General features: G+C 69.1%; 24 protein-coding genes. 5 read left to right on the top strand and 19 right to left on the bottom strand.

Annotated features, from left to right (window positions below):
- Positions 1 to 9: 9 nt before the first annotated feature.
- Positions 10 to 492 carry a hypothetical protein gene (locus ACYQ8Q_RS21500; RefSeq protein WP_460067147.1) on the bottom strand — a complete coding sequence of 161 codons (483 nt, stop codon included), beginning with the start codon at positions 490 to 492 and terminating at the stop codon, positions 10 to 12.
- A 24-nt stretch (positions 493 to 516) separates the two neighbouring features.
- Positions 517 to 1,323 (bottom strand): helix-turn-helix transcriptional regulator, encoded by an 807-nt coding sequence (locus tag ACYQ8Q_RS21495; protein ID WP_460067146.1) that lies wholly within the window; start codon positions 1,321 to 1,323, stop codon positions 517 to 519.
- A gap of 49 nt (positions 1,324 to 1,372) precedes the next feature.
- Between ACYQ8Q_RS21495 and ACYQ8Q_RS21490 the strand changes: the two genes are divergently transcribed.
- Positions 1,373 to 1,807 carry a DUF2000 family protein gene (locus ACYQ8Q_RS21490; protein ID WP_460067145.1) on the top strand — a complete coding sequence of 145 codons (435 nt, stop codon included), beginning with the start codon at positions 1,373 to 1,375 and terminating at the stop codon, positions 1,805 to 1,807.
- Between the two features lie 21 nt (positions 1,808 to 1,828).
- Here ACYQ8Q_RS21490 and ACYQ8Q_RS21485 read toward each other — a convergent pair whose 3' ends face one another.
- Entirely contained in the window at positions 1,829 to 3,112 is a 1,284-nt protein-coding gene (locus ACYQ8Q_RS21485; protein ID WP_460067144.1) for an MDR family MFS transporter, read from the bottom strand.
- A gap of 162 nt (positions 3,113 to 3,274) precedes the next feature.
- On the opposite strand from ACYQ8Q_RS21485, the gene ACYQ8Q_RS21480 reads away from it, so the two are divergent.
- Positions 3,275 to 4,036 carry a phosphoglyceromutase gene (locus ACYQ8Q_RS21480; RefSeq protein ID WP_460067143.1) on the top strand — a complete coding sequence of 254 codons (762 nt, stop codon included), beginning with the start codon at positions 3,275 to 3,277 and terminating at the stop codon, positions 4,034 to 4,036.
- A gap of 78 nt (positions 4,037 to 4,114) precedes the next feature.
- Here the strand turns inward: ACYQ8Q_RS21480 and ACYQ8Q_RS21475 are convergent, their stop codons facing one another.
- From ACYQ8Q_RS21475 to ACYQ8Q_RS21425, 11 genes are all read right to left on the bottom strand, one after another.
- Complete coding sequence (locus ACYQ8Q_RS21475; RefSeq protein ID WP_460067142.1) at positions 4,115 to 5,353, bottom strand: tyrosine-type recombinase/integrase; 1,239 nt, start codon at positions 5,351 to 5,353, stop codon at positions 4,115 to 4,117.
- Positions 5,354 to 5,429: 76 nt separating this feature from the next.
- A complete protein-coding gene (locus ACYQ8Q_RS21470) occupies positions 5,430 to 5,675 on the bottom strand; it encodes a helix-turn-helix domain-containing protein (RefSeq protein ID WP_445034347.1) in 246 nt (81 codons plus the stop codon).
- A 450-nt stretch (positions 5,676 to 6,125) separates the two neighbouring features.
- The gene (locus tag ACYQ8Q_RS21465) at positions 6,126 to 7,598 is read right to left on the bottom strand and encodes an ATP-binding protein (RefSeq protein ID WP_460067141.1); all 1,473 of its coding nucleotides are present in this window, start codon (positions 7,596 to 7,598) and stop codon (positions 6,126 to 6,128) included.
- Positions 7,599 to 7,600: 2 nt separating this feature from the next.
- Entirely contained in the window at positions 7,601 to 8,434 is an 834-nt protein-coding gene (locus ACYQ8Q_RS21460) for a bifunctional DNA primase/polymerase (protein WP_460067140.1), read from the bottom strand.
- On the bottom strand, positions 8,431 to 9,237 hold the full coding sequence (locus ACYQ8Q_RS21455) for a deazapurine DNA modification protein DpdA family protein (protein ID WP_460067139.1): 807 nt from the start codon (positions 9,235 to 9,237) through the stop codon (positions 8,431 to 8,433). The genes ACYQ8Q_RS21460 and ACYQ8Q_RS21455 overlap by 4 nt, the downstream gene beginning before the upstream one ends.
- Before the next feature lie 157 nt (positions 9,238 to 9,394).
- Positions 9,395 to 9,703, bottom strand: coding sequence for a hypothetical protein (locus tag ACYQ8Q_RS21450; protein WP_460067137.1), 309 nt, complete (start codon positions 9,701 to 9,703; stop codon positions 9,395 to 9,397).
- A gap of 234 nt (positions 9,704 to 9,937) precedes the next feature.
- Entirely contained in the window at positions 9,938 to 12,040 is a 2,103-nt protein-coding gene (locus ACYQ8Q_RS21445) for a hypothetical protein (RefSeq protein ID WP_460067135.1), read from the bottom strand.
- Positions 12,041 to 12,042: 2 nt separating this feature from the next.
- Positions 12,043 to 13,563: a hypothetical protein gene (locus ACYQ8Q_RS21440; RefSeq protein WP_460067134.1), complete on the bottom strand. Its 1,521-nt coding sequence runs from the start codon at positions 13,561 to 13,563 to the stop codon at positions 12,043 to 12,045.
- A gap of 128 nt (positions 13,564 to 13,691) precedes the next feature.
- Positions 13,692 to 14,579: a DUF2637 domain-containing protein gene (locus tag ACYQ8Q_RS21435; RefSeq protein WP_460067133.1), complete on the bottom strand. Its 888-nt coding sequence runs from the start codon at positions 14,577 to 14,579 to the stop codon at positions 13,692 to 13,694.
- Positions 14,576 to 14,914 carry a hypothetical protein gene (locus tag ACYQ8Q_RS21430; protein WP_460067131.1) on the bottom strand — a complete coding sequence of 113 codons (339 nt, stop codon included), beginning with the start codon at positions 14,912 to 14,914 and terminating at the stop codon, positions 14,576 to 14,578. The genes ACYQ8Q_RS21435 and ACYQ8Q_RS21430 overlap by 4 nt, the downstream gene beginning before the upstream one ends.
- The gene (locus tag ACYQ8Q_RS21425; RefSeq protein ID WP_460067129.1) at positions 14,911 to 15,174 is read right to left on the bottom strand and encodes a DUF6284 family protein; all 264 of its coding nucleotides are present in this window, start codon (positions 15,172 to 15,174) and stop codon (positions 14,911 to 14,913) included. The genes ACYQ8Q_RS21430 and ACYQ8Q_RS21425 overlap by 4 nt, the downstream gene beginning before the upstream one ends.
- 576 nt (positions 15,175 to 15,750) lie before the next feature.
- Here ACYQ8Q_RS21425 and ACYQ8Q_RS21420 point away from each other — a divergent pair.
- Together ACYQ8Q_RS21420 and ACYQ8Q_RS21415 are read left to right on the top strand one after the other, a co-directional pair.
- Positions 15,751 to 16,518 (top strand): GntR family transcriptional regulator, encoded by a 768-nt coding sequence (locus tag ACYQ8Q_RS21420; protein WP_460067127.1) that lies wholly within the window; start codon positions 15,751 to 15,753, stop codon positions 16,516 to 16,518.
- Positions 16,515 to 17,084, top strand: a complete 570-nt coding sequence (locus ACYQ8Q_RS21415) for a GNAT family N-acetyltransferase (RefSeq protein ID WP_460067126.1) — start codon at positions 16,515 to 16,517, stop codon at positions 17,082 to 17,084. Before ACYQ8Q_RS21420 ends, ACYQ8Q_RS21415 begins: the two co-directional genes overlap by 4 nt.
- A gap of 52 nt (positions 17,085 to 17,136) precedes the next feature.
- Here ACYQ8Q_RS21415 and ACYQ8Q_RS21410 read toward each other — a convergent pair whose 3' ends face one another.
- The gene (locus ACYQ8Q_RS21410) at positions 17,137 to 18,003 is read right to left on the bottom strand and encodes a DNA-processing protein DprA (protein WP_460067124.1); all 867 of its coding nucleotides are present in this window, start codon (positions 18,001 to 18,003) and stop codon (positions 17,137 to 17,139) included.
- A 1-nt stretch (position 18,004) separates the two neighbouring features.
- On the bottom strand, positions 18,005 to 18,751 hold the full coding sequence (locus ACYQ8Q_RS21405) for a ComF family protein (protein ID WP_460067123.1): 747 nt from the start codon (positions 18,749 to 18,751) through the stop codon (positions 18,005 to 18,007).
- A gap of 1,022 nt (positions 18,752 to 19,773) precedes the next feature.
- On the opposite strand from ACYQ8Q_RS21405, the gene ACYQ8Q_RS21400 reads away from it, so the two are divergent.
- Complete coding sequence (locus ACYQ8Q_RS21400; RefSeq protein WP_460067122.1) at positions 19,774 to 21,159, top strand: hypothetical protein; 1,386 nt, start codon at positions 19,774 to 19,776, stop codon at positions 21,157 to 21,159.
- Positions 21,160 to 21,185: 26 nt separating this feature from the next.
- Here the strand turns inward: ACYQ8Q_RS21400 and ACYQ8Q_RS21395 are convergent, their stop codons facing one another.
- The 3 genes from ACYQ8Q_RS21395 to ACYQ8Q_RS21385 form a co-directional block, all read right to left on the bottom strand.
- On the bottom strand, positions 21,186 to 21,890 hold the full coding sequence (locus tag ACYQ8Q_RS21395; protein ID WP_460067120.1) for a rhomboid family intramembrane serine protease: 705 nt from the start codon (positions 21,888 to 21,890) through the stop codon (positions 21,186 to 21,188).
- A gap of 56 nt (positions 21,891 to 21,946) precedes the next feature.
- Positions 21,947 to 22,195 (bottom strand): SCO4226 family nickel-binding protein, encoded by a 249-nt coding sequence (locus tag ACYQ8Q_RS21390; RefSeq protein ID WP_460067118.1) that lies wholly within the window; start codon positions 22,193 to 22,195, stop codon positions 21,947 to 21,949.
- Between the two features lie 140 nt (positions 22,196 to 22,335).
- Complete coding sequence (locus tag ACYQ8Q_RS21385; RefSeq protein WP_460067117.1) at positions 22,336 to 22,494, bottom strand: hypothetical protein; 159 nt, start codon at positions 22,492 to 22,494, stop codon at positions 22,336 to 22,338.
- Between the last annotated feature and the right edge of the window lie 36 nt (positions 22,495 to 22,530).

The raw sequence follows: 22,530 nt of genomic DNA, 5'->3' as shown, positions 1-22,530 counted from the left end.
GGACACGAACTACGGGTCGAGCTGATCGGCGAACGCGCGCAGGGCGTCGGCCAGCTCCTTCTTGGTCGGCAACTGGTCGACCTTGGCGTCCAGTTCGGCGATACGCCGGTCCAGCTCCGCCAGATCCACCGGGGAGCCGGTGCCGGGCTGCGGGTCGACGGGGCTCTCGGTGGGCACGGGATCGGTGCCGCCGTCGGTGCCGCCCGTGCCGCCGTCGGCGCCTTCGCTGAGGCCGACGGATCCGCCGTCGCCGCCGTCCGTGCCGCCCCCGGTGTCGGCCGGCTGGGTGCTCTCGCTCACCGTCGGCAGAGGGGCGTCGCCGTCGTCCGCTCCGGCCGCGAGGGCGGCGCCGACGCTCAGCGCGACCAGGGCCGCCGCCCCCGCGACGGCGGCCGTGAGACGTCCGACGCGACGGGTGCGCGGGCCGGACGGGGTGAAGGGGGTGGAGGAGTCGTCGCCGTGTTCTCTCTGTGCGTTCTGTGTCTCGTCCATGCCGGGGACGCTAGCCGGGGGCGATCACCGGACGAAGGACTTCCGCGCATACCGCCCCGGTGTGACCCCCACCGACCTCCGGAAGTGCCGGGTGAGATGGGACTGGTCGAAGAAACCGGCCGCCACGGCCACCTCACCGGCCGGCACCCCGTCGAGCAGCAGCCGCCGCGCCCGCTCCACCCGGCGTGACGTGAGGTACTGGTGCGGTGCGATGCCGTACGCGCCGCTGAACGCCCGGACGAGATGCGCGGGATGGGCCCCGACGATCCGCGCCGCCTCCTCCAGCCCGATGCCTCGGACCACGGACGCGTCGAGGAGCTCGCGCAGCCGCCGGGCGAGGACCGGATCGCTCCGCAGCCGCCCGGGACCGGCCGCCGAGGGCCGCAGATGCGCAACCAGCCGCTCGCCGATGAACGTCAGCCTGCTCTCGGCCTCCAGCTCCTCCCCGCCCTGCGCGAGCGCGGTGTGCAGCCGGCCGACCCGGTCCCTCAGCACGGGATCGCGCAGATCGGGCCGGTCGACGGCGGCCCCGGCCAGATCCTCGCCGAGCCGTGTGCCGTCGAGGTACAGCACCCGCTTGCGGAACCCGTGCGGGGTGGCGGCCGAGCCGTTGTGCGGCACGTGCGGCGGCAGCAGGGTGACGGTGTCGTGCGGGGTGCCGTGCCGGTGCCGGTCGAGGTCGTACCGTACGGCCCCGTCGTCGACGATGAGCAGCGTCCACACGTCGTGCACATGCATCGGATACGCGTACGCGGTGAAGTGGGCGTGGAAGACCTCCACGACACCGGGTATCCGGGGGCGCCAGGCGGAGACCTGCCGACGGGGAGCCATGCAAAGAACGTACAAGACGGGGTCGGACGGCGGTCGGCAGTCTCGGACCATGAACGTGAACGACGCCACACCCCCGCGCTTCGACACCAAGATCGCCGTCCTGCTCCGCGAGGACCTGGAGTCCTGGCAGCGCCTCAACGTCACCGCCTTCCTGGTCAGCGGCCTGGGCACCCGGCTCCCCGAGGTGATCGGGGAGCCGTACGAGGACGGCGACGGTGTGCCGTACCTGCCGATGTTCCGCCAGCCGGTGCTGGTCTTCGAGGGCACGAAGGAGATGCTGGCCACGGCCCACGCGCGCGTGCTCTCCCGGTCCCTCCCGCGCGCGGTGTTCACCGGCGACCTCTTCGCCACCGGCAACGACCGCGACAACCGGGCGGCGGTACGGGCCGTACGGACGACGGAGCTGGACCTGGTGGGGCTCGCGGTGTACGGACCCCGGAACGCGGTGGACAAGGTGATGAAGGGGGCGCGGATGCATCCGTGAGGGGGCTGTTGGTGCGCGGGCTCAGGCGCCGGCGCCCGACCCGCTCCGCACCGCCGTCGTACGCCCCTCGTCAGCCCTCCCACTCCCGTCGGCGACGGGCTCCTCGCCCCCCAGGCGCCGCAGCAGCACCGCGTACCCGGCCCCGGCGACCGTCCCCACGACCGCGCACATGCCCCACAGCCACTCAGCCCCGAACCGGTCGATGACGAACCCGGACATCACCGGCGCGACCAGGGAGGCGACGGCCCAGGACAGGGTGTACATGCCCTGGTAGCGCCCGCGGCCGTGGGTGGGGGAGAGGGCCACGACGAGCCCGGTCTGGGTCGGCGCGTTGACGATCTCGGCGAGGGTCCACACACAGACGGTGAGCGCGAAGACGCCGACCGACCCGGCGAAGGCGGTGAGCCCGAAGCCGTACCCGGCGAGGACGGAGGAGATCACCAGCAGCCGGCGCGGATCCCGGTGCTCGATGAAGCGGGTGACCGGAATCTGGAGCACGACGATCAGCACACCGTTCACCGCGATGGCGAGGCCGTAGTCGGCGGGCGTGAACCCGGCGGCGCCCATGGCCACCGGCAGCCCGACGGACCCCTGCTGGAAGACGAGCGCGACCAGGAAGGACAGCCCGACGACGCTCATGAACCGCAGATCGCGCACCACGGTCCCGAGCCCGACCGACTCCTCCTCCCGCACCGCCTCGCTCTCCCGCTCCGGCCGGGACTCCGGCAGCTTGAGGAAGATGACGACGGCGCACACGAAGGTCATCCCGGCCTCGAGCAGGAACCCGGCGCGGTAGCTGACCTCGGCGATGAACCCGGCGGCCATGGAGGAGACGGCGAACCCCAGGTTGATCGCCCAGTAGTTGAGGGAGAACGCCCGCACCCGGTCCTCGGGCCGCACGATGTCGGCCATCATCGCCTGCACGGCGGGCCGCGAGGCGTTCGACGCGGCACCGACGGCGAACGCGACACCGGCGATCGCGACGGGATCGGTGACGAACCCGAGCACGGCGACGGAAGCGGCCGTGGCGATCTGCGAGAGCAGCAGCGTGGGCCGCCGCCCGATCCGGTCCGCCATCACCCCGCCGCCCAGCGAGGAGACGACCCCGCCCAGCCCGTGCAGCGAGGCGACGAGCCCGGCGTAGGAGGCGGAGTACCCGCGGTCGAGCGTCAGATACAGCGCCATGAAGGTGGCGACGAACCCGCCCAGCCGGTTGACGAGCGTGCTCGTCCAGAGCCACCAGAACTCACGGGGCAGCCCCGAGAGGGTCTCGCGGGCGGCACGTCTGAGCGCGGTGACGGACATGGCGGAGCCCCCGTAGGTAGTGCCGTAGGTAAGTGCCGTAGGTAGCCCTCAGAACTTACGAAGCGGGAGCCGCCGGAAGCGAGCCGATTAACAGAACCAGTCAACCGTCCGAGGAACGAGCAGGGGCGCACCGCATCAGGACGGTGGATTACGCTCATAGCCATGGCCGACGCACCGTACAAGCTGATCCTCCTCCGCCACGGCGAGAGCGAATGGAACGCGAAGAACCTGTTCACCGGCTGGGTGGACGTCAACCTCAACGAGAAGGGCGAGAAGGAGGCGGTCCGCGGCGGTGAGCTCCTGAAGGACGCCGATCTCCTCCCCGACGTGGTCCACACGTCCCTCCAGAAGCGCGCGATCCGCACCGCGCAGCTCGCCCTCGAGTCGGCGGACCGCCACTGGATCCCGGTCCACCGCTCCTGGCGCCTGAACGAGCGCCACTACGGCGCCCTCCAGGGCAAGGACAAGGCGCAGACGTTGGCCGAGTTCGGCGAGGAGCAGTTCATGCTCTGGCGCCGCTCCTACGACACGCCCCCGCCGCCTCTGGCCGACGACTCGGAGTTCTCCCAGGCCACCGACCCCCGCTACGCCTCCATCCCCCCGGAGCTGCGCCCGCGCACGGAGTGCCTGAAGGACGTCGTCGTCCGGATGCTCCCCTACTGGTACGACGGCATCGTCCCCGACCTGCTGGCCGGCCGCACGGTCCTGGTCGCGGCCCACGGCAACAGCCTCCGCGCCCTGGTCAAGCACCTCGACGGCATCTCCGACGCGGACATCGCGGGCCTGAACATCCCGACGGGCATCCCCCTGTCCTACGAACTGGACGCCGACTTCAACCCCCTGACCCCGGGCGGCACCTACCTCGACCCCGAGGCGGCGGCAGCGGCGATCGAGGCGGTCAAGAACCAGGGCAAGAAGAAGTAGGTTCTGTGATCATGCCCCCGACCTGCGCTTACGGCGCGGGGCGGGGGCATTTTCACGGCCTGGGCCCTCTGTGGGACCTCAGCGCGGCGGGTCCTGCGGCGGGCGGAGTGCCTGACCGAGTGCCTTCCGGGCCCGGTCCCGGCTGCTCGGCATGAGGTGCGCGTACACCTTCAGCGTGAGTCCCGGGTCGGAGTGCCCGAGGTACTCGCTGACGGCCTTGATGCTCTCGCCCGCGTCCAGCAGCACCGACGCGTAGAAGTGCCGCAGGGCGTGCATGCCGTGTTCGCGCGCGGCGGTGTGCTCCCGGCTCCTGGCCTTCGGAATGACGCCCACGGACGCCAGAGCGGGCTTCCAGTGGTCCTCATTCAGCGAGGTACGCCAGACGTGGCCACCGTTGGGCCCGGTGAAGATCAGACGCTTGGTCACGGGCTGACCGTTCGCCCGCATCCACGGCAGCGTGATCTCAACGGGCGGGAACCGCTTGATGTGCTCCTGGAGCGCTTCCGCCACGGGATCGGGCAGAGGAACATCACGGAGCTTGCCGCCCTTCGGGGGCGCGAACACGGCCTTACTCAGGCTGAGCTTGAGCTGCTGCACCACGTGCAGGGTGCCGCTGTCGAAGTCCAGCTCATCCACGGAGAGTCCGAGGATCTCGCCTTGCCGTAGGCCGCAGCCGGCGCCCATGTCCACCATGGGCCGGAAGCGTTCGACCATGGCGGCCCGCATGGCGAAGACGCGTCCCGGCTCCCAGGGGACGACCCGGCGCATGCCCATCTCGGGAAGCGTCACCGTGCGCGAGTTGCACGGGTTCCGGCGAAGGTAGCCGTCCTCTACGGCCGCTGAGAGCACGGCCCGGACGTTGGAGAAGATCACGCGGGCGTACGCGCCGGACATGCCGGACGCTTCGAGCTGCGTCACGAACTCGCGGATGTGACTGGGCTGGAAGGAGCCGAGGGCGCGTGACCCGATGCGCGGGAAGGCATGCAACCTGAGTTGGGACTGCATGGACGCGCGGGTGTTCGGGTCACCGCTCTGGCTCGCGAGCCAGCTTTCCGCGAACTCCTGGAAGGACGTCCGCGACGCGTTCGGGTCGATGTAGTCGCCGCGCGCCACGTCCGCCGTGACCTTGCTCAGCCACTGCTCAGCGAGCCGCTTCTGTCCGTCGGGGAAGGACTTGCCCTTGCGCTTCCCGTCGGGCGCGAAGTAGCGGGCCCGGTAGCGCAGGCCGGTCCCGTAGCGCTCGGTCTTGACGCGGACGGTCTTGCCGTTGGCGTCGGTCTCGGTCTTGTACCAGCGGTCTTGGATGCTGCCTGCCATCGGAGGCGGAGTCCCTTCTCAGCATGGATCAGGGGTGGCCGTTCAACGGCCACCCCTGGCGGTGTGCGAGGTTGCGTCAGGCCGCGACGCGGTCGACGTTCTTGAGCTGAGCGACGTAGGCCCCCACTTCGGCGGGGTCGTAGCGGACGTGCTTGCCGACGCGGAAGCCGGGAGGACCGGTGCGCTTCCTGCGCCACTGGTAGACGGTTTCGAGTGGGACGCCGAAGATCTCGGCGATGTCGTCGGGAGTGAGGTACCGGTCAGGCAAGCCGCTGCGGAGTGTGGCGCGGGGGTCGGGTTGAGCGGAACGGGTTCGGCTCATGGAGTCCTCAGAGGGTGAGTCGCGTTGGCCTCGGGGGTGTCTCTCGGACCGCGTGTGTCCGAGGTGTGGATTTCTGCGTCACAGCGTCACCTGCGTCATCCAGGCTTCTGACCTGCGGGTTTGTGTGACGCAGAGGGGCGGGGGTGCGTCACGCGTGACGCAGGCTGTCCGTCACGCGTGACGCAGGTGACGCGGCGTGACGCAGCCGGGGCCGTCTGCGTCACGCCCGTCTGCGCAGGTCACCCGCCGTTTGCGTGGGCTCCGTGACGCTGTGACGCAGCGTTCCCCTACTTGGGAAAAAAGAGGGGGTGTCTGTGGTGGTGTGATGCGGCTCAGGACGTGAAGAAGGAGCCGCTACGCGGCGCGTCCATCGCAGGGCGGCGCGCCGCCGAACAGCAAGAGGAGCACCCTCGGCCGGTGGTGCTCCTCTTGCTCGTACGGCGGCGCCGGTCAGAACGCCTGCTGCTCGTGCGAGGGCGCGGCCGCTGAGCGGGTCATCACGATGAAGCGGCCCTCCCGGGTGCGGCCCGAGTCGATGAGGACGCCCCGGGCGGCCAGGGTCGGCTGGAGGCGCTTGAGGCGGTCGGAGAGCACCTTGCCCGTGGTCGGCCAGCCCTTGGGCAGGGGGCGGAAGTCCTCGCCGGCGTAGACGCGGCTGAGGCAGTGCAACCACTCCGTGGACGTCATCCGCTGCTCCGCGCCCGCGTCGAGACTGGCGGCGTGCTGCAACACGGTCTGTGCCAGGAGGTCACCTTCGATGACGTCGTCGTTGAGGTCGTCCAGGCTGGCCCGGTAGGCGGTGAGAGCTCCGAGCCCGGTTGCGGCGTCGAGCTGCGCACACAGGCGGGCGAAGTCCGCCATGCGCAGATCTGTGGGGGTCTCCGCCTCCATCGCACGGACCTTGACTGTGAGGTCCAGGAGCGAGCCGAGCACGACGGGCAGAACCTCCGCGTACTCCGCCCAGAGTTCCGCCTCGGTGCGCCGGACACGGGGCCGTTCCAGACGCAGCGGCAGGAGCCGTTCGGCGAGGTCGGGCCGAATGACGCCCACGTCGATACCGGTCAGCAGCAAGGGCCGGCGGTAGCCGACGCGGAACACGTCTCCGTCGGTGAACAGGGCGCGCTTGACGCTCTCGATGCCGGTCACGATGCAGCACATCGCGTCGGACAGGTCCGGCGTCATGTGGGAGAGGTTGTCCAGGGCGGTGACCCATCCGGCCGCCACCGCCGCGACCAGGTTCTCCTCGTCCTTCGGCGCCCGGCGCAGGTCGCCGCTCATACCCTCGATGATCCGTACGAGCATCCGGCCGCCGGTGGACTTGCCCGCTCCCTGCGGCCCAGTGAGGAACGGCGCGGGGACCGGCACGGAGGGCTCCAGGCAGCCGATGAGCCACGCGATGGCCAGGCACTCGGTCTCGGCGGTGGCGAAGTTGCACAGGCGGAGCAGGAGATCGATGCCCTTGCCGTCGGTGTCCTTGGCGGGCAGGGGCAGTTCTCCGGTGAGCTGGGTGCGTCGCCAGCACACTTCACGCGGGTCGGGGATGGCGATGTCCCAGCCGGCGGGGTGGATGCGGACGGACTGCCCGTCGTTGCGGCCCAGGTCGAGCCACGTCGCCCCGTCGAATCCGGGGGCGACGCGGATGTGAACGGGCTGCACGTCCTCCGTCAGTGCGAGTGCTTCGATCAGGTCCAACGCCTCCTTGAGGGCGGTGCCGTTGAATACGCCGCGTCCGTCCTTGAACAGGCCGACCATGAGTTCCTGTCGGTGGCTGCCTGTCGTGCCTTGGGAGCGGATCGGCCGCGCGACGGGGTGGCCGTTCTTCTGCGCGTACACGGTCCCGTCGGCGGTGCGGAAGTACCGGAAGTGCGCTTGCGCGTAGTCGGTGATGACCTCGCGGGCGGGGTTCTTCTCGTCGTCGGACATGGTCACAGTCCCAACCGGGTGCGGGCGTTGGTCCACGCGTCGGTGCAGTGCCGGGGAGACTCACCCTTGGCCTGCGCGGCGGTGAACAGTCGGCCGATGTGGGTGTCGGTGAGGCAGCCGCACCGGCCGTGCGTGGACAGCACGGCGAGGAAGGTGCGGTAGACGGTGGTGTGCACCGCTTCACGGGCCTCGGTGATGCGCTGCTCGGCCATGGCGATCCCGTGCTCCAGGTAGGCGGGCGTGCGGTGTCGGCACTCCCCGCCACCGGCCAGGGCAGGCACGGCGACGTGCCGTGTCGGCCGGACGGCGGGGGGTTCCTTCACGGCGAGCGCGCGCACGACGTCCGGCAGGGCGGTCATGGCGCCGGTGCCGGGACCGAGCCACCGGGCGTAGGACATCGTGGATTTGATGTCGACGCCGTCGTGGACGGCGTTCACGGACTGCATGGTGCCCTGGTAGATCCAGTGTTCGCCGCGCGTGGTGGCCACGGTCCGGGTAGCCGGCAGAGTTCGTGCGGCCCAGGCGACGGCGGCCGGGTTGTCGAGATCGACCACCGTCAGACCGGCGCCACCGGGGTGGTAGGCCACGGCGGCGGCCCGGCGCCACGCGACCGCCCACGGCCGGGAGGTGAGGGTGCGGGTGTCGGTGGTCGCGGCGGCCCAGCCGTGGCAGACGTCGGGGCACTGGCAGGGGCCTGGGGTCTTCATGTTCGGCCTGCCGCCGCACGCGTTGTCGGTGCAGGTGGGGCAGTTCCCGAACGGCAGCTTCCCGGCCCGCAGCGGCAGGGGTGGGATCCCGTCCGCGGCCAGGTTCAGGGCAAGGGACAGGGGGTTCATGCGGCGCTCCGGTCGGTCAGCATCGTCTGCTGGTGGGTGGGGATGACGCGCTCGCGCCACTTGAGGGCGTAGTCGATGCAGTTGGCGCAGTTCTTGTGGGTGTGGCTGGGCAGGGGCGGGCGGCGGCGGGCGTGGGAGCTCCAGGCGGCGGAGTCGGCGGAGGCGAGCAGGTGGCCGACGCGTTCCAGGCCGAGGATTTTGAAGCCGAAGCCGTGGAGCTTGAAGCCGTGGGCGGCCATGGCGGTGACGATCGCGGCGCCCTGCCGGGTGGACTGCAACCGGCACACTGAGCCGAGCCCGACGACCGGTTCGGCCCGCAGGTCCACGCCCGCCTTCTCGTACAGCTCCACGCACCGCTCGTAGGCCGGCACGTTGTCGCCCTGGAGGACGGGGGCGATCCGCAGGTCCGGGGCGAGGGAGCGCAGTTCGAGGAAGTTGGCCACGGTGCGGCGCTGGTGCTCGGCGACGCTGAGATGGGTGCCGACGAAGTGCTCACCGCCGAACCAACCGCCCTCGATGATCGCTTTCTCGCACATCCAGTCCTGTGGTGCGGCCCAGTCGTAGGGGCCGACGTGCTCCCAGATGCGGCGCAGGTCCTGAACGTACTGGCGGGGAGGGCGCGTCCACGTTCCCTTGCGCTTCAGCTCCGTGAAGCCGCCGGAGTCGATGGCGTAGGGACCTTGGGCTTCGTCCCACTTCACCGCACGGTCGAAGTGCTCGCTCTTGAGGAACAGCGGCACGTCGGTGAGGCGGAGCCAGTGCCGCTTGTGGGTGGTCAGGTAGAACCGCATGCGGGGTGCCATGGGAGCTCCCGCCGCGGGCGTGGGTGCGGCTGGCGGTAAGGCTCGCCGAATGCCGGTGGGTTGCGTCATGCTGGATGACCTCCAACAGGTCTGTAGTGGGCTGGTTGGCAAGGGCGACCCCGGTTCTTGGCGGAATGGGGGGTCGCCCTTGGCGTAGCTAGGTGTTCTTGCCGCGGGCGAGCTTCAACGTGATGCCGCCGACTCCGATGGGTCCGGCGGCGCCGGCGATGACGGTGGCGGTGTGGGCGGCGACGTCCATGAGCCAGCACAGGGCGGCGACCATGCCCCAGGTGCCGAGCGCGGCAGCCCCGGCGATCGCGAACGGGATCAGCAGCCGCTGCCAGGGAAAGCCGGCCGGGGTGTTGTTGACGACGATCACGACCGGCTGTCCGGTCGCCTGTGCGCGCTGGAAGACGTCGGCGGGGATGTGCGGGGCCATCTGACCGGGCGGGGTGTGCTGGCTCATTTCTGGCTCCCTCGGGTTGTGCCGCGGGCCCGCGCCAACAGGTGGCGCGGGCCCGTGCGGATGAGTGCTGTGCTTGTCGCGTTGCTTGTCGTCTCTCTTGTCGTGCGGCTTGTCGCCTTGCTTGTCTTGTCGCTTGTCTTGTCGCTTGTCGCCTCCCAGGTCACAAGCCGTTTCCGGGACTCCAAGCCCAAAGAAGCGGCATGCAATGAAGCGGGGACGACAAGTGACAAGCGATCAGTCGTTGGGCGCGTGCGAGCGGTGGACGTAGCGGGCCTTGGTGCCTTCCCCGACGCGTACGGCGGTGCCGTCTTGCATCCACGTTTTCAGCCAGCCGACGACCGTCTGACGGGTCGTGCCGTAGGTGTCGGCGAGCGCGCGGGCGATCGCGGACGCTCCGGTTCCTTCGGGGCCGGCGGCGAGGAGCGCGGCGAGCGCCGCCTGTTGCGCGGGGCTGTCCTGCTCGTCCCGCAGCGCGGACAGGTTCAGTCCGGCCGGGCGGTCCGGCCCGGCGTCCTGCTCGAGGGTGCGGGGGTCGGGTGCGGTGTCGAACTGGGCGTCGATCTCCTCACGGAACCGGCGCGCCAACGCGTCTTCCGGTGACTCCTGCTGCTGGCTCAGCGCGGACAGCCGCAGTGCCCCGGGTGTAGCGGGCGAGGCGTCGCCGGCGTCGCCGGTCGCGACCTGGTCGCGCATCCATGCGGTGCGGTCGGTGTCCCAGCGGCGGGCGTAGGCGGGCCCGGCGGCCTTGGCGGACACGTCATCGAGCACGGGGTGCCGGTCGGAGGTGGCGGCGATGATGTCCCGGATCTGGTTGGGCAGGATCCGCCACGTCTTGAACAGCGCGGCCGGCGACTCGGGGGTGCCCATGAACCCGGCACCCTTGTGCGGGGCCTGCTCCACGCGCAGGCCGCGGGCGCCGGGGAACATCTTGGACAGGTCCATGCCTTCGGTCTCGCCGCCGGTGAGGGCGACGCGGACCTTGGCTTCCCGACGGATCATCAGGTTGCTCAACACCGACCCGGTGGCACCGAGCGCGGTGAGCACGGTGCGCACGCCCATGGCGCGGGCGATCCGGATCACTTCGAGGATCTTGTCCCCGAGCTTGCGCACGGCCCGGTCGGGGCTGGCCAGGATCTCCGCGCCCTCATCGATCACGAGCATGATCTGAGGAATACGCGGGCTGATCGGCAGGAGATCGGTGTTGGCCTTGGACAGCAGCGCCTGGTAGCCCATCTTGCGCTGCTTGGCCACGCGCACGGCCGCATCCAGCATGGTCATGGCTTCGTCGTAGGTGCCGGCGAGCCAGTCCACCCCCGGGCGTACAGGCTTGCTGTCCTCCCGGGTGATCTCCCCGTTCAGTGCGGGCAGCACCCAGGGCAGGCCGGCCGATCCGGCGTTCAGGTCGATCACCCACGTCAGGACGTCTTCGGCGCGGGCGAAGCCAGCAAGGATGTTGTGGACCATGTTCGTCTTGCCCGATCCGGTCGGGCCGACGATCAGCGCGCACTGCTCGCGCAGGTAGGCGAGGATCTGCTGTGCGTTGGTGCGGTAGCCCCACGGGATGCCCGTGTGCAGGGACAGGACGCTGTAGTCGTCGGGGTAGGTGCGCTCCTGCTCCAGGACGTTGACCGTGGTGACGTCGAGGATGACCCGGCCCTGGTGGATACCGGGGGAGGCGGTGGCGGTGCAGCCGTGCGGCAACCGGGCGTCCGCGGACAGCCGCGGCGACTCACCGGCAATCTTGTTCCAGGTGGCGCCGCCGGGCGGGAGCTCGGCGTCGATGGAGAACCCAGCGCCGGTCTCCCACATCTCCACCCCCAGCACCCGCACGGTGATCGAGCACACGCGCTGGATCCGGTCGACCCATTCCGCGGCGATCGCCCGGCGTTCCGCGGACAACTCCGCGGCGATCTGCCGCTGCTCCGCTGCGATGGCCTCCTCCTCGCGGGCCTCCTCGAACAGCGCGGACGAGCGGGCCGCGGCGCCGATCCCGACACCGATGGCGGCCAGCGAGCCGAGCGCGGCCCAGGTGAGTGGGCCGTGGGTCATGGCCCAGGTGGTCCATCCGGCGCCGACCAGCCAGGAGGCGGCGCGGGTGGCCAGGGTGCGGCCGGCGTTGCGCACGCGCAGTCCGGCGACAGTGTGGCCGAGGGCGCCGGCGGCGCCGACGGCGAGTGCCCAGCCGGGGGGCATGGCGGTGGCGGCGCCGGTGGTGGCGATGGCGAAGGCTCCGGTGGTGGCGGACAGGGCGCCGGTCACGGGTCCGTGACCGGCCGCCCAGTCCAGCACCGGGCCACTGCTGACGTTCTGCTTCTTGGCGGTGGCGGTGCTGCTCATGGTTAGACGTTCCAGCCCTTCTCGGCCTCGGTGCCGTTGCGGGGGTCCTCGTGGCGGGCGATGTCCTGCTCGTGCGCCTGCCGGAACAGCGGCCCCATGTCCTCCGCGACCGCCACGGCGCTCATCAGGGCGCCGAAGATGTCGTTGAAGCCGTCCGCGACTTCCTTCTCCAGCGGGAACTCGGAGTCGGAGCGCTCCGCGAGGATCTTCATCACGTTCGCCACGGACGTCAGTGCGGCGGGCAGTCCCTCGACCATGGCGAGGATCTCCATGGCGTTCTCGGGGTCGTACTGGTTGGCGGCCTGCTCCATCTCGGAAGCGACCTCTTCGAACCGGAAACCGGACACGTGCTCTCCTTCACTCACATCGGTGTTCGTGCTGGTGGGAACCATGACTGCGGGCCGCTCGACGCCGTCCGCGATGCCGTCCGTGCCGTCCTGCGCCGCTTCCGCGTCCGCGGCGGCCTCCTGCTCGCGCAGGGTCTTGCGGGTGTTCTCGTCGCGCTCCGCGGCCTGCTCGTCAGCCGTGTCGACCATCCGCCGGTACAGGCGCCGCCCCGGGTGCATCAGGGCGGGGATGCCGAGCTTGCGACCGAGCCACGTGGACACGCAGCCCAGCAGCCCGACCGGCAGCGCCAGCAGCGCGGCCAGCAGTCGGCGCCCGTGGAAGCGGGCCGCGGACCGGCGCAGCGCCTTACGCGCCGCCCGACGGGCCGGGGCCTTACGCACCTGCGCCCGCTGCGCCGCGACCGTGGCGCCCGTCTTGGCGTCCCGCTGGCTGCGCTGCTTGGTGACAGCCGCGTCTCGGGCCGCGCGCGCCTTGCGGGCTGTGCCGCCCATCAGACGGCCTGCCAGACCGGGGCGTTTGCCCGACCGGGCGGTGCCGGCCGCGGCCTTGGCGATGCGGCGCGCGTCGGCGACCGCGCGCCGCGCGTTGGTGGTCTGCGCCCGCTGCCCGGCGCGCGAGCCTGCCGCAGCCTGCTGCGCGGCCCGCAACGCCTTGACCTGCCCGGCCCGACCCGCAGCGCTCTTGCCCGTGTTCGCGCTGCTCGCGGTGCCGGTGCCACGGCGGTGCTGGCCGGGCACCTTGCCCGACGGTCCACCGGAGCGGCTGGCGCGCGAGCCGGCCGCACGGCTCCCGGTGCTGCCGCGGGTGCCCGATCCCGTGTTCCGTAGCCCTGCGGAGCGTGCAGCCGCACGGCCGGCAGCGCGGGCCGCAGACCTGCGAGCCACGCGACGCGGGTTCGCCTTACGGGAGCGGGAGGCGGCGACCGTTCCGAGCACGACCATGCCGGTTGCGGCGACCACCGCGGCGATCGGCCCACCGGCCAGGGAAGCGGCGGCGACCGCGCCAACGGTGCTGTTCGCGCCGGACAGGGCGAGCGGGACGATGGGCCAGCCACCGGGGGTGTGGTCCACCTCCTTCACGTCCTTGCCCGTGGCAGTGGTGGGCGGGGTGTCGGGCGGCGAGGGCGGTACGGCGGGAGCCTGAACGGCTACCGGCTCAGTGCTGAGTTCCGTCATGCTGTGAGCACTCCTCTGTGGAGTAGGGCCCGACCGGGGCCGTAGGAAGTTGCCGGTCGGGCCTGCTGACATGGGGTTTCAGGCGGTGCCCAGCGAGAGCACCCGCAGCCGCGGGGACTGCGACGCGTTCACTGGCCCTCACTGCCCACGGCCACCAGGTGCGGCCGGTCGGGGTCGTCGGCACTGCGCACGGCGAGGATCTGCTTACGTGCCCACGACTCGCTCATGCCGTACGCCTCAGCGAGCGCACGCGCGCTGAGGGGGCGTGCGGCCTGTGCGGATTCGGCGTACGTGCGGCGTGCGTCCTGCCGCATCCGCTCCAGCTCCGCATCCTCGAACTGTGCCTGCCGGGCGGCCTCTTCCTCCGCACTCAGCTCGGGTGTGCGGACGGTGTGCGGGGTGTGCGGATCCGGCATCCGCACACCATTCGCACCCCCGTTCACCTGCACTGACACCGGCTCCGCAATCGGCTGCGGCGTGCCGGTCAGCTCAGCGTGCGGAAGGTCCGGCGCGGGCGGGGCGGGGGTGTGCGGGAGGTGTGCGGATGCATCCGCACGGTGTCCGTCCGCCGACTCGTGGGCGGGTGCGGGACGGTGGTGCAGCACCTTGGCGACCAGGTCGGAACCGAAGTAGATCGAGCCGACCGGGAGGGAGGTGGCCAGCAGGACCAGGGCCCAGTTCGCGGGGTCCCAGTCGGCGAGCCGGCCCCAGTCGACCGCGCCGCCGTGGAGCTCCGGGACCAGGCCGTGAACGTAGTTCAGGACCAGGGAGGCCAGGGTGTAGACGGCCAGCACGCGCAGCGCGAACCGCTTGTCGCGCTGGTCGGTCAGCACCAGCGTGGCGACCAGGGCCAGGGCCATCAGACCGTCCACGACGAACGGGTACAGCGTCGCCGCGGTCGCATCCGCACCGACCACCCGGGCCACGTCCCGCAGCGCGTTCCACGACACCCGGAACGCCATCGCGACCACCGCGACCAGGGCCAGCACCAGCAGCGTCTTGCCGAACCGGTTCACGCCGCACCCCCCGCCGCGGCCGGCGCAGGGGTGTCGACGTCGCCGAAGCCGGTCAGCTCCAGCACGGCGCCGGCGTAGTCGACGGACGCCTTCAGCACGTGTGTGCTGCAGTCGCCCTGCTCGCGGTAGTCCACGTTGTCCGGGACGATGCCCAGCGCTTCGCGCCACGCCTCGAAGCCGGCCAGGTCGTCGTGGAACCTCAACCCCAACTGGTCGGGGAAGATGGGCGACACGTCGATTGTCGGCGCCGGCAGACGCCCGAAGTCCACGGCCAGCAGCCGCAGCACCCGCAGCGACACGGCCAGGCCGTCCAGGGTGAGCGTCTCGGTACTCACGCGCTCACCCCCGCGGCCGTGGCCGCCATGCGGGTCAGCTCCAGCCGCGCGGCCAGCGCCCTGCGGCGGGCCCGCCGCAGCCGGCGCGTGTCCACCTCGGTCGGAGTGCGGTCCAGGGTGACGATGTAGGCGTCCATCAGCTCGACGTCCGCGACGATGACCGGCATCTCCGCCTCGATCGCGTCCAGCTCCGCGCTGGTCGGCTCCATGAAGTCGGCGAACGCGGTAACAGCGTCCTGAACAGTGACGATGTGATTCATTGGGTCGTGTGTCCTTCCACAGGTGAACGGCCCGAACAGCGGCCCCGGTGTTCCAGCACCGGGGCCGCACGCCGTTGAAGTCGGTAGATCCGGCTCCCCCTCAGCGCTGCTCGTACGAGACGAGCAGCGGAGGCAACCGGCCGCCGCACAGATGCGGCGGTCAGAGGTGCGCGGGCCTGAGCCGCGCCGGACACCCTTTGCGGGAGGTGACGGCCCGTACTGCGCGATATGGATCTGTGCCTCAGTCCCGCTCCTCCGAGGAATCGCATCCCGGTCTCTTCGCGCGGCGTGGAAGCCCTTGGGCAGATCCGTTCTTTTGAGTCGGCACGTGTCCCTGACGGGAGATGACCGACTGGTCTCCGCTCACCTCGGCCGGCATGGACACGGCCGTCACGTCTGTGGCGGATCACGCTGTTGAGTTGTGGGCACAGGCAGGCACACTTGGAGGTGTTGCACCACCTGCTCAGCTTGTTGGTACAAGCTGATGTAGTGATGCTGCACCGACGGACAGTGATGCGTCAAGGGGTTAGGGGCTGCATGTACCAACAAGTTGCGCGAGTGCGTCATGATGGGGCCATGAACAAGCAGCCGAAGTACCGGCAAGTGGCCGACGTCCTGCGCCGCGAGATCGTCAACGGCACCCATGCGCCGGGATCGCGGCTGCCCTCTGAGAACGACCTACAGCAGCGCTTCGACGCGTCGCGGAACACCATCCGCAACGGGCTGAGTCTGCTGGTCAGTGAGGGGCTGATCTCGTCCAGCCAGGGACTCGGGTACGAGGTCAAGTCACACGAGGTGTTCGAGCTCAACGCGTCTCGCTTCGAGAACCTGACGTTCCCGCAGAACGGCGACGCGTACAACACAGACGTGACGAACGCGGGGCGCCGGCCGCACCAGACGTTCCGTGTCGAGATGCTGCCGGCGTCGCAGGAGATCGCTGAGCGACTGAAGATCGAGCCGAGTACGAAGACGGTATTGCGGTTCTGTCATCGCTATGTGGACGACGTTCCATGGTCCACACAGGCGACCTACTATCCGTCGTGGCTGGTCGACGCGTCGCCGCGCCTGGCTGAGCCTGGAGACATCGCGGAGGGAACAACGCGGTACCTGGCTGCTCAAGGGATCGAACAGGTTGGGTACTTCGATGAGATTGCGGCGCGGATGCCGACCCCGGAGGAGGCTCGTCTGTTGGAGATCGGAGCGGGCGTGCCGGTGATGCTCTGGACGCGAACCGGATACTCGGCAGACCGCCCAATCCGCTGCACCATTACGACGTTCCGGGGGGACCTGAACCGGATGAACTACGAGACCGGCAACCTTGCCGCCCGGAGCGAGAACACGTGATCATTACGCCTGCGGAGCCGCACGATGTAGACAAGCTGCTGGCCTTTCGTGAGGAAGCCGCAGCTTGGCTACGAGGCATTGGCTCCGATCAGTGGAGCCGCCCGTACCCGGCCGCCAAGCTTCTGGCCACCATCGAAGCTGGCACAGTCTTCATGCTCCGCGACGGGCACACCACCGCTGGCACCATCACGCTTACCCCGGACGCCGAAGAAGGCCTGTGGACAGACGAAGAGCTGACAGAACCGGCGATGTTCGTAAACAAGCTCACCGTGGCCCGCGAGTACGCCGGGCAGAGCCTCGGAGGGCAGCTGCTCGATTGGGCCGGTGACCGCGCGCACCGTGCAGGTGCCCGTTGGGTGCGGTTGGATGCGTGGACGACGAACGAGGCCCTCCAGCGGTACTACCTCGCTCAGGGCTTCACATACGTCAGAACGGTCCGGGATGGCAGTGCGGTGAACGGTGGACCACGGGTCTCTGGGTGGCTTGCGCAGCGAGCAGCACGGCCAGCAGATCATGGATTTACGGATCGTACGCCAACTCCCGAACGGCTTCCGTTCGCGGCTTAAGCGCGGGATCTGTCGCTGGGGGAATTCTCTTCCATAATCAAGATTGGCCCGCTCAGACAGGAAGGGTCAATTGTGCAGCGCCGTTGTTGCGAGGCCGCTTGTCGAGAATTTGGCCCAGTGCTTCACGAGATTCAATCGGGAATCCTCCCTTATCAAGCAGAATCCTGTTTCCGGCAGGGGTGTCATTTCCGAAATTCAGCACCAGGACCGGCCGACCCATCCGGATTGCGCCTTCGCCGGCAGCCAGGGTTCCACCCCGCTCTCCTGCCTCGACAACCACGAGGGCTCGACCTAGGCCGTAAATGATCCGATTCCTCGTCATTGCGGCATGGGCCAGCCAGGGCTGGGTTGGCGGGAACTGGGAGAGAACAAGTACGCGATCGCGATCGAAGTCGTCAGCGAAAGCTTTCTTGATCTTGAAATGATCGAAACCCTCGGCGAGGACTATCACCGTGGATCCGCCAACACGCAGCGCCGCCAAATGGGTTGCCGTATCCACACCCTTTGCATATCCCGAGATCACGCTCAGGCCGCGACTGCTCACCTCTTCTCCGCATGCAATTGCGGCCTTAAGGCCTAGATCGCTAACGGCGCGAGAGCCGCACATTCCGATGCCGTCCGCCTTCAGCAACTTTGAGTTTCCGTAGCAGAACAGAATTGGAGCGCTCGACTTCTCCCTATGGATTAACGTGTCAGGATAGTCTGGCTCCCCACGCAGAACAGCGTAGATTCCTCGATCAGCCAGTTCTGCCGCTTTCTGACGGCATGCTTGAGTCGCTGCATCGTCTAGGTTGAGTGCCAGTTCCTCAAGCCCTGTGGGCCCCTTCTCGCGCAGTACGGCGTCTATACATGCTGGAGTCCGCGCCGTCTCGAAGGCAACTAGCGCTAGGAACACCGAGTCATACTTCTTCTGGGACATCTCAGTTCCTCATCGTTCGCACTGCCGCCAAACCAAATGCATGCCGTGCACCAGCACGCTTCGCGGTTCTAGCGACTGCATTCATTGTCGTGCCACTCCTGTAAACATCATCAAGGATGATCACGTCACCAGAAATGCCGCCAGGCATTTCGAAGTGGCCGTCAGCTATTGTCGCCGTCCCTTCTTTGGCTTGAGGTCGCGTTCCACCCGGCGACTCTGTTCGGGTGAGTTGCTTCCCAGTTTTCGATGCCACTCTATCCGCCAGACGCTCCCCGAAGCTCTGTCCGTCCGCCTTATGCCCTGGGACTGTCACGATATTGGGGCATTCTCGAAGAAGTGGATGCTCTTCTATCAGGTCGGAGAATTTTTCCAAAAGTTCCCTTCGGGCCCTAGTCCTGGCTACCCCCTCGGAATAGTATTTACTTCGATAGATGAGCTCACCAGATGGCGTGTTAGGCCACCTCATGGGATCGTCTCCGACGGGGTCTTTGTACCAATCGAAGGCTATCGCGAAGTCGAGATCCCCTTTGGTGGTCAGGGATAATACTTCTTTGAGTAGTTCACACAGTGGCTGCAGCTCATCCTTATCTGATTCCATGAGATGGAACCTGTGGGTCCATTCTCTCGTTTGTTCGTCCGTCAGTTCTTCGGGGGTGCACGTGCCGAGCATATGTATTTGTTGAGCCGCTTCTTCCGGGCCGCGAAGGTAGAGCCACCGATCCGGTGTCACCTCCTTGGCGAGCTTCATTAGCGCGTACTCCTTGAGTCGGTTCGCACGACCATCTGGAATAAATGCCGGCCACACGATGCGCACCCAACGCCCCCTCCGCCAACTGGCTAATCAAGTCAGCCTAGTGATGGGGCGGCGGCTTGTCTCTAGGGTCACGGAGCCCTCTCGCGCTTGCTCGGCAGTCCTTCACACCAATGGATCAAGCGTTCGAACTTGGTCATGGCGGCAGTATGGACGTAGGCACTGACAACGGACCGCACTGTTCGCTCCGCCTCCGGGGCTCGTGGGGTGCTCCGCGCGGCGTCGGTCTGGTGTGACATCAGCACTCCGTGTGGTCTCAACGGGAGCAGCACCGTACTTCGCAGCAGGCCAGTGCGTGCGGGTCTGTGGATAACCTTCGACCACGGATGCTGGCGTGGGTGTAGTTGTGGCCGTCCTCTGGCCAGCATGGGCTGCACGACCGGACCACGGAAGGCCGCGACGCAGGTCAGTGGTGAGAGTGGCTGGTCAGTACGCCGGGGCCTCTTGTACTTTCCAGCGGGCGAAGAGAAGGCCGTGCTCGCAAGTCAGGTGGGAGGCTGCTCCTCTTCGTGAGTGAGGGGCCGCGGCGACGCGGACGGGCCCTCTCTGGGCCCTCCGAGGTCGACCGACGACGACCAATAACGACCAACAACGACGGCCCAACCGCAGGTCACTTGAGGTGTGCGGCCCGCTGACCAGGGGTGAAAAACGGGCCCCCCAGACCCAGGGCAAGAAGAAGTAGCCCCACGCGTACGGGCCCCTTGCCCACGGATCATCCGTGGGCAAGGGGCCTTCTGCGTTGACCGCAGGGGGCGTGGAGTGGTTGCACCCGTGTCTTCAGGGAACTCGGTCGGTGATTGCGCGGGGGTGCGGCGGTACGGAGGTGTGGAGATGAGCGCCGGCGAGAGGGGCAGGGCGAAGGCCGGACAGGTCGTCGGGGCGACCGTGCGGAAGGCGGCCCACGCGGTGCACAAGAACAGGGTCAAGGGCGCCGTCAAGCGCTGACGCCGCTGTCACGCATGCCTGGGCAAGTAGGTCTCGTGGCTTCCGGCCGGCGCACTCACGGCACCCTCCACCGTCGCCTGCGACTCTGCGCGGCTTCTCTGCTGCTCTCGCTGGCCGTGCTGCTCGTACCCGTCACCGTCGTCGCCACGTGGGTGAATTCCGAGATCACCGATGCCGATCGGTACGAACAGACCGTCTCACCCCTGGCCAGGGACCCCGCCGTCCAGAACGTGGTGATCGACCGTGTCACGGACGGGCTGGTGAAGCAGATCGACGTGCGCGCGGTCACCCGTGCGCTCGCCGACGCTCTGGCCGAGCGCGACGCACCCCGGTTCCTCGTCGATACGGCCCGGTCGCTGGACGACCAGATCAAGGCCGGACTGACGACCGGCGTGCGCTTCGCGGTCGGGAAAGTGGTGACGAGCGACGCCTTCGGCACCGCGTGGGACAGCGTCAATCGCGGCGCTCACACCGTCGCGACGAATGTCCTCACGGGAGAGGGGGACGGAGCGCTCGAGATCAAGGGCGACACCCTCACCCTGAACGTCGGCCCGGTGGCGGAAGAAGTGCAGCAGCAGCTGGTCGGCGCGACGCTCGTCAAGGCGCAGGGCATTCCCGGGGCCGACCGATCGATCGTGCTGGTCCGCAACGAGAATCTCGGTGCGGCCCGGGACGGTGCCCGCTGGCTCGGTGCCGTCGGACCGTGGCTGCCCCTGACGGTGGTTCTGCTCGGCGGGCTCGGCATCTGGGCGGCGCCCTCCCGCCGGGTCGCGCTGATGGCCGGCGGCATCGGCACCGCACTCATGATGTGCGGGCTGCTCGTCGGACTCGCCGTCACCCGCCAGATCTGTCTGGACGCGGTGACGCGGTCGGGTCAGACGCGGGAGGCCACGGCAGCGGTCTACGACACCCTGGTCAGGTTCCTCCGGGAGGCCGTCCTCACCGTGCTCCTCACGGCCCTGCTCGCCGTGGGCGCGGGGTATCTGTGCGGACCCGGCCGTGGCGCGACCGCCGTGCGCTCGGCTGCGGCCCGAAGCACCGAGACCGCCGGTCACACGCTCGTCCGGAGGGGGGTGACGACCGGGGCTGCCGGACAGTGGCTGCGCAGGAACCAGCCCCTTGCCGCAGCCGCGGTCATCGGAGCCGGCGGCCTCACCCTCTTCCTGTGGACCTACCCCACGACCACCACCGTGACCGTTCTGGCCCTGCTGGTCGTGGTGCTGCTGATGATCCTCGGCATCCTCGCGGCGGCGGACGAGGAAACGGAGCAACGCTTATCGGAGCAAGCCCGGCGCCGGCGTCTCTCCTTGCTGCGCCAGAGGCTCAGCCCCGTGAGCCGACGCCCGACGTGGACGACGTCCAGCCCGCCGGCCCCAGGGTCAGTGAGCACTACGTCGTGAGGCACGTCGTCGCACACCAGCCGCCGTCAGAGCAGTCCCAAGTCCCCCAGTTCCTTGTGCAGGTCCGCCCGTGGATTCCCGGTGTTGGCGGTGGTCTCGGGCAGTTGCCGGGAGGAACCGGAGGAACCGGAAGGGTTCCGCGAGGGCTTCGTGCGGTCGCGGAAGAGCCACGCGCCCAGGAGGCCGCCGACGAGGCCGCCCAGGTGGGCCAGCCAGCTGACGCCCGGGGTGCCGGGGACGGTCACCGTGAGCATGTAGGCGAAGGACGCCGCCATCACGATGCCGATGAGCGTGTCGATGAGATGACGGTCGAAGAGGCCGCGGACGACGACGTATCCGAAGTAGCCGAAGATCAGGCCGCTCGCGCCGACCGTCTCCGCGTTCCCGCCCTCGAAGAGCCAGACCGCGAGGCCGCTGGTCACCGCCACCAGCAGGCTCAGCCCGAGGAAACGCAGCACCCCGCGGTACGCCGCCAGGAAGCCGAAGATGAACAGCGGGCCGGAGTTGCTCTCGATGTGCGCCCAGCTCCAGTGCAGGAACGGCGCCGTGAGGAGGTGCGGCAGGGAGCCGACGTCGCCGGAGACCAGGCCGTACTCGCGGGCCGGCGTGTAGTCGTCGGCGAAGTTGGCCAGCTGCACCAGCCAGACCAGCGCTAGGAACCCGAACATCACGAAGAACGCCTTCCGCGCCTCCGCGACCATCAGCTGCGCATCGGACGTCGGCCTGTCCATGGTGTCTCCCCCCAACCCGACGGACCTCCACCCGCCGGACCTCCATCATGCAGGTTTCACACCTGGAGCGGCACCGGGTGGACCTCGTCGGCCCTGTGGCCCGTGCGCTCGTGGATGCGCTGCACCGCCTCCGCCGACGGGGCCTCCGAGAGGCAGTAGACGACGCCGGATTCGGGGTCCGCCCACGCGGACTCGAAGTGGACGCCCTCCTCCCCTTCTATGGCGAGGTCGTCCTGGTGCGCCTGGAGGAGCTGCTCGCGGGTGATGCCCTTCATGTTGTGGTGGACGTCCATGAACTTGGGCATGGGGTCCACCCCCTTTCCGGTCTCGGTCCGGGTGTCCGGTCGTCCCCTCCATGCTGCGCCCGGCCAGGCGCTCCCGCGACAAGAGGGCGGGGCCCGGTGTGGTCACCGGGCCCCGCCCCGTCGTACGTACGACGCCGTGCTCAGCCGCACTGGCACGGGCTGCCCGACTGGCACCCGCAGCCGCACCCCGAACCGCAGCCGCACGCGCCGATCAGCATCAGGTTCCTGATCTCGGCGGGCTGCTCGGTCGGGCGTTCCTGGGCGGGGTCGGGCTGTGGGGTGCTGGGGGACTCGGCCATGGGTTCCTCCCGGAGGCGTAGGGCCTGTGCCCATTT

The organism is Streptomyces sp. YKOK-I1, assembly GCF_054660435.1.
The sequence above is the reverse complement of the archived record's forward strand: the minus strand, read 5'-3'. Positions and strand labels throughout refer to the sequence as shown.

What these genes read in the sequence shown, in the direction of transcription:
- ACYQ8Q_RS21500 (WP_460067147.1), bottom strand. Translation starts at nt 492, where the DNA reads ATGGACGAGACACAGAACGCACAGAGAGAACACGGCGACGACTCCTCC.
- ACYQ8Q_RS21495 (WP_460067146.1), bottom strand. Translation starts at nt 1,323, where the DNA reads ATGGCTCCCCGTCGGCAGGTCTCCGCCTGGCGCCCCCGGATACCCGGT.
- ACYQ8Q_RS21490 (WP_460067145.1), top strand. Translation starts at nt 1,373, where the DNA reads ATGAACGTGAACGACGCCACACCCCCGCGCTTCGACACCAAGATCGCC.
- ACYQ8Q_RS21485 (WP_460067144.1), bottom strand. Translation starts at nt 3,112, where the DNA reads ATGTCCGTCACCGCGCTCAGACGTGCCGCCCGCGAGACCCTCTCGGGG.
- ACYQ8Q_RS21480 (WP_460067143.1), top strand. Translation starts at nt 3,275, where the DNA reads ATGGCCGACGCACCGTACAAGCTGATCCTCCTCCGCCACGGCGAGAGC.
- ACYQ8Q_RS21475 (WP_460067142.1), bottom strand. Translation starts at nt 5,353, where the DNA reads ATGGCAGGCAGCATCCAAGACCGCTGGTACAAGACCGAGACCGACGCC.
- ACYQ8Q_RS21470 (WP_445034347.1), bottom strand. Translation starts at nt 5,675, where the DNA reads ATGAGCCGAACCCGTTCCGCTCAACCCGACCCCCGCGCCACACTCCGC.
- ACYQ8Q_RS21465 (WP_460067141.1), bottom strand. Translation starts at nt 7,598, where the DNA reads ATGTCCGACGACGAGAAGAACCCCGCCCGCGAGGTCATCACCGACTAC.
- ACYQ8Q_RS21460 (WP_460067140.1), bottom strand. Translation starts at nt 8,434, where the DNA reads ATGAACCCCCTGTCCCTTGCCCTGAACCTGGCCGCGGACGGGATCCCA.
- ACYQ8Q_RS21455 (WP_460067139.1), bottom strand. Translation starts at nt 9,237, where the DNA reads ATGGCACCCCGCATGCGGTTCTACCTGACCACCCACAAGCGGCACTGG.
- ACYQ8Q_RS21450 (WP_460067137.1), bottom strand. Translation starts at nt 9,703, where the DNA reads ATGAGCCAGCACACCCCGCCCGGTCAGATGGCCCCGCACATCCCCGCC.
- ACYQ8Q_RS21445 (WP_460067135.1), bottom strand. Translation starts at nt 12,040, where the DNA reads ATGAGCAGCACCGCCACCGCCAAGAAGCAGAACGTCAGCAGTGGCCCG.
- ACYQ8Q_RS21440 (WP_460067134.1), bottom strand. Translation starts at nt 13,563, where the DNA reads ATGACGGAACTCAGCACTGAGCCGGTAGCCGTTCAGGCTCCCGCCGTA.
- ACYQ8Q_RS21425 (WP_460067129.1), bottom strand. Translation starts at nt 15,174, where the DNA reads ATGAATCACATCGTCACTGTTCAGGACGCTGTTACCGCGTTCGCCGAC.
- ACYQ8Q_RS21420 (WP_460067127.1), top strand. Translation starts at nt 15,751, where the DNA reads ATGAACAAGCAGCCGAAGTACCGGCAAGTGGCCGACGTCCTGCGCCGC.
- ACYQ8Q_RS21410 (WP_460067124.1), bottom strand. Translation starts at nt 18,003, where the DNA reads ATGTCCCAGAAGAAGTATGACTCGGTGTTCCTAGCGCTAGTTGCCTTC.
- ACYQ8Q_RS21405 (WP_460067123.1), bottom strand. Translation starts at nt 18,751, where the DNA reads ATGAAGCTCGCCAAGGAGGTGACACCGGATCGGTGGCTCTACCTTCGC.
- ACYQ8Q_RS21400 (WP_460067122.1), top strand. Translation starts at nt 19,774, where the DNA reads ATGCCTGGGCAAGTAGGTCTCGTGGCTTCCGGCCGGCGCACTCACGGC.
- ACYQ8Q_RS21395 (WP_460067120.1), bottom strand. Translation starts at nt 21,890, where the DNA reads ATGGACAGGCCGACGTCCGATGCGCAGCTGATGGTCGCGGAGGCGCGG.
- ACYQ8Q_RS21390 (WP_460067118.1), bottom strand. Translation starts at nt 22,195, where the DNA reads ATGCCCAAGTTCATGGACGTCCACCACAACATGAAGGGCATCACCCGC.
- ACYQ8Q_RS21385 (WP_460067117.1), bottom strand. Translation starts at nt 22,494, where the DNA reads ATGGCCGAGTCCCCCAGCACCCCACAGCCCGACCCCGCCCAGGAACGC.